This window comes from Novosphingobium sp. TCA1 (assembly GCF_009811895.1).
In the GTDB taxonomy this organism is placed as follows: Bacteria; Pseudomonadota; Alphaproteobacteria; order Sphingomonadales; family Sphingomonadaceae; genus Novosphingobium; species Novosphingobium panipatense_A.
In genome coordinates, this window is sequence record NZ_BLJH01000077.1 from 1 (window position 1) to 5,812 (window position 5,812).

Below are 5,812 nucleotides of genomic sequence, written 5' to 3' on the forward strand. Positions count from 1 at the left end.
ACAAGGCCGAGGGCAGCAATCCCGCCTCGATCCAGTATATCGGCCCCGCCGAGGATGCGGTTGTGACGGCGCTCCTCGATGGCACGCAGACCGGCAACACCGCCAAAATCCTGACCTGTACGGACGATGACAAGTGCCTGCAGGTGTCGGAGCAGAACCTCTCGATCCCGACGAATGTCGCGCTGCGCCCTCGCATCAAGACCATGATCATCTCGATGCGGGACAAGATCCGTAGCGATGCCGCGCTATCGGGGGCTGAACAGCAGCTTTTGGCGCTGACCACCGTGCCGCTCTACAAGTTGCTGGCCGTCGAGGCGATGGCCCATGGCGGCTACATCGATGGCGACCTCGACGCTCTCGCAGAGATTGTCGCCGTCAATCTTCTGAGTTCGATGATCGAAAACATGCTCGATCGCGTGACGCAGTCTCAGGTCCATTTTCAGCCAGCAGACCAGTCAACGGCGGAAACCTGGCGCAAGCAGCTGGGCGAGGCTCGCGCCAAGTATGCGGAGCGGGACGTGAAGGTGAAGAACACGCTCAACATCACAATCTCGCTCATCAACAAGTCGATAATGCTGGAATCGACATTGCAGAATGCCATGTCGCCGGGGATGGCGGCCGCGCTGAATTTCTCGCGTGGTCTCAACGTCCAGGGGCTCAACTAAGCGGGAGGTAGGGCCATGGTCGAGGTTTTCACGATCGGCGGCGGGGAATACATCGTCAACACGTTCAACGCCGTTGCTGCCTGGACGGGCGGTGGCGGCTATGGATCGCTGATCAAGGTGGTGATGGTCATCGGCCTGATCTACGCCCTTCTCTCCGTGGCATTCACCCTCAATTTCCGCGTGTGGCTCAACTGGTTCCTCGGTTCGACCCTGATCTATTCCTGTCTGATGGTTCCGACCGTCGACGTGAAGGTGACGGATCGGATCAACCCGTCGCTCGCGCCGGCTACGGTCGCGAATGTTCCGCTCGGGCTCGGTGTGATCGCCAGCTTCTCGAGCCAGGTGGGCGATTGGCTCACACGCACGGCCGAGACCGTGTTCACGATGCCGAGCCAGCTCAATTATTCCAACAACGGCATGATTTACGGTTCGCGGCTGTTCGATGCGACCCGCAATTTCCAAATCCGCGATGCCGAGTTCGCGACCAACCTGCAGAACCACTACAAGAACTGCGTGTTCGGCGACGTGCTGTTGAACTTCAAGTCGCTGACGGATCTTGCGAGCAGCACCGACCTTTGGGCGTCGATCGGGCCAGGCTCGCCTGCGCGATCGCAGGTCTGGCTTCAGAAAGAGGCTGGCGGGTCCGTCAGCAGCACCATCATCACCTGTCAGGCGGCCTATCAGGCGCTGACGGGGCAATGGAACACCATCATTAACGCTTCGACGCCGCTTTGGGGGCGCCAGACCTACACGAACCTCAGCGAGACGGCCGCGGCCGCGAAGCTACGGCAAGACGTCCCGATCGTGAACCAGACCTTCACCGGATCGTCGAGCGATTACACGTCTGCGATGCGGCAGACCTCGGCGATCAACGCCTTCATGCAGGCCCGCGATGCCATGGGAGGAAGTGCCGGCAGCGCGTCGATGGATGCCTTTGCTGCGACGCGCGCCGACATTCAGGCGCGCAACACCTACAACTCGATTGCCATGCAGGCGATGTCGTGGGTGCCGATCCTCAACATCGTGCTCACCGTCGTCTTCTACGCCATGTTCCCGGTGATCTTCCCGCTTTTCCTGATGCCCCAGACCGGGGTCCAGGCGCTCAAGGGGTATGTCACCGGGTTCTTCTACCTCGCCGCCTGGGGACCGCTCTACGTCATCCTCCACATGATCTGCATGACGCGGGGAGAAAGCGCATCGAACGCCGTCGCTGAAGGCGGGATAACCCTCTCGAGTTATGCTGGCATCGGGGCCGTGAACGCCGAGACGGCGACGATTGCCGGCTTCATGCTCATGAGCGTGCCGTTCATTGCGGCGGGTCTGGCGCGCGGTGCCATGAGCATTTCCGGGCAGGCGACCTCGATCCTGGCGCCGGCGCAGAACGCGGCCGAGGCGGCGGCCGTCGAGCAGACCACCGGCAATTATTCCTACGGGAATACCAGCTTTGCAAACCTCACGTCGAATATGCGGCAAAGCAACCAGTGGTCTGATGCGCCGACGTTTTCGACGGGGGCGTCCGCCTTCACCGTCAGGAATGATAACGGCTCGACCGATACGCACACGGCGGACGGGTCAATCGTCACGGATGTAAGCGGCGGCATGTCAAAGTTGGCATTCTCTTCAACGCTCAACAGTTCTCGTGTGGCTGAGATGCGTCAGCAACTCAGTGCAGTGCAGCGGGAAATGCATAGCGATGAGGTTAGTGCGGGCCATGTTGTTACTGCAGCGCATACCAATAGGTCTGGAACAAATACTTCAGTCGAAAACTCGCATGGATATGAAAATGCAAGTGGCACCCAATCGGGTGACAATCATGAAAAGTTCGATCGAACTACTCATGGTGCGCACGACGGAATCGAAACCCGTTCAGGCGTCTCTGACACTCTTAAAGTTGATAATGGTGTGTACCGAGGGTCTGGACAAATTGATTCGATAAAAGGTGGCGTGAACGCAACCTTTGGCGGCGGTGGCGGCAAGGGCAAAAGCGCTGCGGCAGGCGGAGGCCAAGGTGGCGGCGCAGGCAAAAAGGGTATCATTGACAAGATTGCGGGTTCGCTGCCTGGCGTCAGCGGAGAAGCCTCTTGGGTTAATAATCAGAGTTGGGATCTGAAGCACGGTACAGGCCGAGCGGTCGTTAGCGAAGACGGATCTAGTGCCACAGACGGCATACGAAACGATCGAAACAACGGTGAAAACTACGCTGTAACAAGCGGCTCGTACAGCCGCGGCGGTCAGTTTGCACGTTCAGCAAGTTCAAACTCACGCTTTGTAGGAAGCGAAGATTCCCTCACCGATGCGTATTCGCATGAGACTAGGATGCGGCAGCTTCAAGAGTTGGCCGAGCAACTTACTAATGACATCAGCTATGCTGAAAGTCATAATATGCAATTCAGTGAGAATTTGAGCCAGGAACTTGCTGAGTGGTATCGGCAGGAAGCGAACCGTATGCCCCCTGGCATTGCTCCTGAACTTCATCAGACAACCTTTACAGCGCAGGAACGCCAGGTCCGGGATGCAATGATTTCCAAGTTCCTTGATGAGCGGAGCCAGGCGATATGGGAAATGGTTGGTCCGGAGATGGAGGCATCCCGATTGAATGATATCAATCCTTCTGCAGTTAGCCCGGATGATGCGGATGTTCGCGCACGCTACCATCCGCAAGGTGTTGGAGGTGTAACGCCCCTATCCGGCCCTGCGGGGCCGGGGGATGTTGCCGCAAAGGTTGAAGGCGGAAAGCAAGAATTGGAGGCCATTGGAGAAGCCAAACGGGTGATGAGAGCTGGCTATGTGAGTAAGGGGGCGGCCGTCCAAAGCGCCGTGAATCAAGATTTGGACAAAGGCTTCTTTAACGACCCGAAACTGAGGGAATAGCTATATGAAGAGCCACCCGAGGACAAAAAAACCAACCATGAGGCCATATGCAATTACATATCCAATCTGGCCACCAAGAGTTTCGTTGCCATCCTCATCCGTGTAAGGCGTGATCACACGATCAAAGCTGTTCAGTTCATAAGTGACTAACGGCCCTTGCTCCCGGTCCGAGGTGGCAACGTACACGTTCCAATCAATCTTACTCATGGCTTGGACCTCCAAACCATGAATCGCATAAAGGTGTGAAATTGGCAACCTCGAGGGATGAAGCCGCCTCCGCAGAAGTGTTCAATGATCGGATAAGCTACTGCACGTTGGGGTTTTCGTGGCTAATTGTATCGGCGCTAGGGCTATTACCCATAGCAGAAGCCTCTTTGCACCGCTCGCCTTCGATCACATCATCGGTCGTCATCGCCTTTTTTGTCGCAGTGGGCAGCGGTGCTATCTTGCGACGCAGGTACACATGGGTTGGGGTGGCGCTGCACATCTACAGCCAGATAGCGATCTGGCTTTCCCTCTTTTGCGCGTCACTTACGATGGTTTTGATCTGGCTTGCCCCCCAATGAGCCGACCGCTTTGCGCAGGGTTTAGCGCGCGACGGGCACCTGGTCGATGCGCGTGGTCCATGACGGGCTCTTGAAGGTCCGTTTGGTGTCGTAAGATTTGGCGCCCATTCCTTCGGAGGCGAGGCGCAGCGTATTACGGCCGAACCTGTCGTTGATACCGTCAAGCGCTGCCAGCAAGGCAGGCGATCGTGGATCAGGCGCAGCAAAGAGATCCTGCTGCGCACCGGATTCCGGCTCCAGCCCTTCAAGCATGACGCCGCACTTGGTGTAGACTGCGCCCTGCTCGAACATCGCTTCCGCCATGCGTGCCGCAGTGCCGGCGATGAGGCGCGGATCGTTGGTCGAGGGTGATAGCCGTGCGACCTTGGAGGCCGACGGGGCATTTGGCTTGAACCGGCTTCCGTGCGCGAATGCGATCAACCGGCAAGCCTGGAGTTTTTGAGCGCGGATTTTCTCGGCCGCACGTACCGCCCTTCGCACCATCGCTTCACGCAGTACCTCTCGATCGTGGACCGGATCTCCGAACGTGCGCGTCACCGCCGTAGACTTCAGTGCTTCCGGCTCAGGCTGGAAGTCACTGCATTCGACGCCGTTCAACTCGCGCACCAAGCGCTCGAGCACGACAGTCCCGACGTCACGAGCAATGTCCGGGTGCATCGCTGCAAGATCGGCCGTCGTGCGGATGCCGAGTGGGTGCAAGCGTTTCGCCATTGCTTTGCCGATACCCCATACTTCCTCGATCGGCCACTTGGCGAACATACGCCGGCGAAGGCCCTCGTCATGCAGATCGATGACGCCATGCCAGACCTTCTCTGACGCCTTTGCTAGAGCGTTGGCAACCTTGCTCAGAGTCCTGGTCGGACCAAGGCCGATCCGGGTCGGCAGGCCGACGTGCTGTTTGATGGTTGCGCGGATGCGCTGAGCTTGCTCGACATCACCAAGGCCAGAAGTTAGAACTGGCAAGCGAAAGAACGACTCATCGATTGAATATATCTCGACAGTATCGCTAAATTCGGACAGAACCATATTGAAACGACGGTTCATGTCCGAGTAAAGCTCATATGAACTCGACCGATACTGCACTCCGTGGCGCTTCACGATGTCGCGTATCTTGAACATGGGCGCCCCCATCGAAATATGGAGGGCCTTGGCTTCTGCCGATCTTGCGATGGCACAGCCATCACCGTTCGATAATACTATGAGCGGCACATTGCGCAGAGTGGGGTCAAAGACCCGCTCAGCAGAGCAATAGAAGTTCTCGATGTCGACGATAGCCCAACTCATGACGGATCAGGCCTGAAGGTTGCGGACGCTGGCTCGGACCACCCCCCAAACCTCGACACTCTCATCAGCGATGACCGGATCGTAATGCATGCGGCTATTGCGCGCCTCGAGCGTCGGAACGCCATTACGAATGCAAAGTTTGCGGACGACGAAACCGCCATCGACCACAGCGATGACAATGCGGCCGTTTGCCGGCTTCGCGTCGCGATCGACCACAAGCACGTCGGAATCGAACAAGCCAGCATCGAGCATGGAATGCCCGCTGACACGGAAAACAAAGCTGGCAGCACGATCGAGACGCAGGAGGTCGATCAGGTTGATCGCAGATTCTTCCCAGTCCTGTGCGGGGCTGGGAAAGCCCGCGCCGGCCCCTGTGCATTATGCGGACACAGATTCACGGTAGCGGTTTGATGAGCAGCGGCATGA

4 protein-coding genes and 1 pseudogene are annotated in these 5,812 nt (G+C 57.8%); 2 read left to right on the plus strand and 3 right to left on the minus strand.

Going from position 1 to position 5,812, the window contains the following annotated elements:
* A partial coding sequence (locus NTCA1_RS27680; protein WP_201282623.1) for a conjugal transfer protein TraH occupies positions 1–665 on the plus strand: 665 nt, incomplete at its 5' end.
* Positions 666–680: 15 nt separating this feature from the next.
* Complete coding sequence (locus NTCA1_RS27685; RefSeq protein WP_133085198.1) at positions 681–3,536, plus strand: conjugal transfer protein TraG N-terminal domain-containing protein; 2,856 nt, start codon at positions 681–683, stop codon at positions 3,534–3,536.
* Here the strand turns inward: NTCA1_RS27685 and NTCA1_RS27690 are convergent, their stop codons facing one another.
* The 3 genes and pseudogenes from NTCA1_RS27690 to NTCA1_RS27700 all read right to left on the minus strand — a co-directional run.
* Positions 3,537–3,743, minus strand: coding sequence for a hypothetical protein (locus NTCA1_RS27690; RefSeq protein ID WP_133085199.1), 207 nt, complete (start codon positions 3,741–3,743; stop codon positions 3,537–3,539).
* A 380-nt stretch (positions 3,744–4,123) separates the two neighbouring features.
* The gene (locus NTCA1_RS27695; protein WP_133085200.1) at positions 4,124–5,386 is read right to left on the minus strand and encodes a Y-family DNA polymerase; all 1,263 of its coding nucleotides are present in this window, start codon (positions 5,384–5,386) and stop codon (positions 4,124–4,126) included.
* A gap of 6 nt (positions 5,387–5,392) precedes the next feature.
* A pseudogene (locus tag NTCA1_RS27700) lies at positions 5,393–5,755 on the minus strand (LexA family protein); the annotation flags it as partial.
* Positions 5,756–5,812 lie beyond the last annotated feature (57 nt).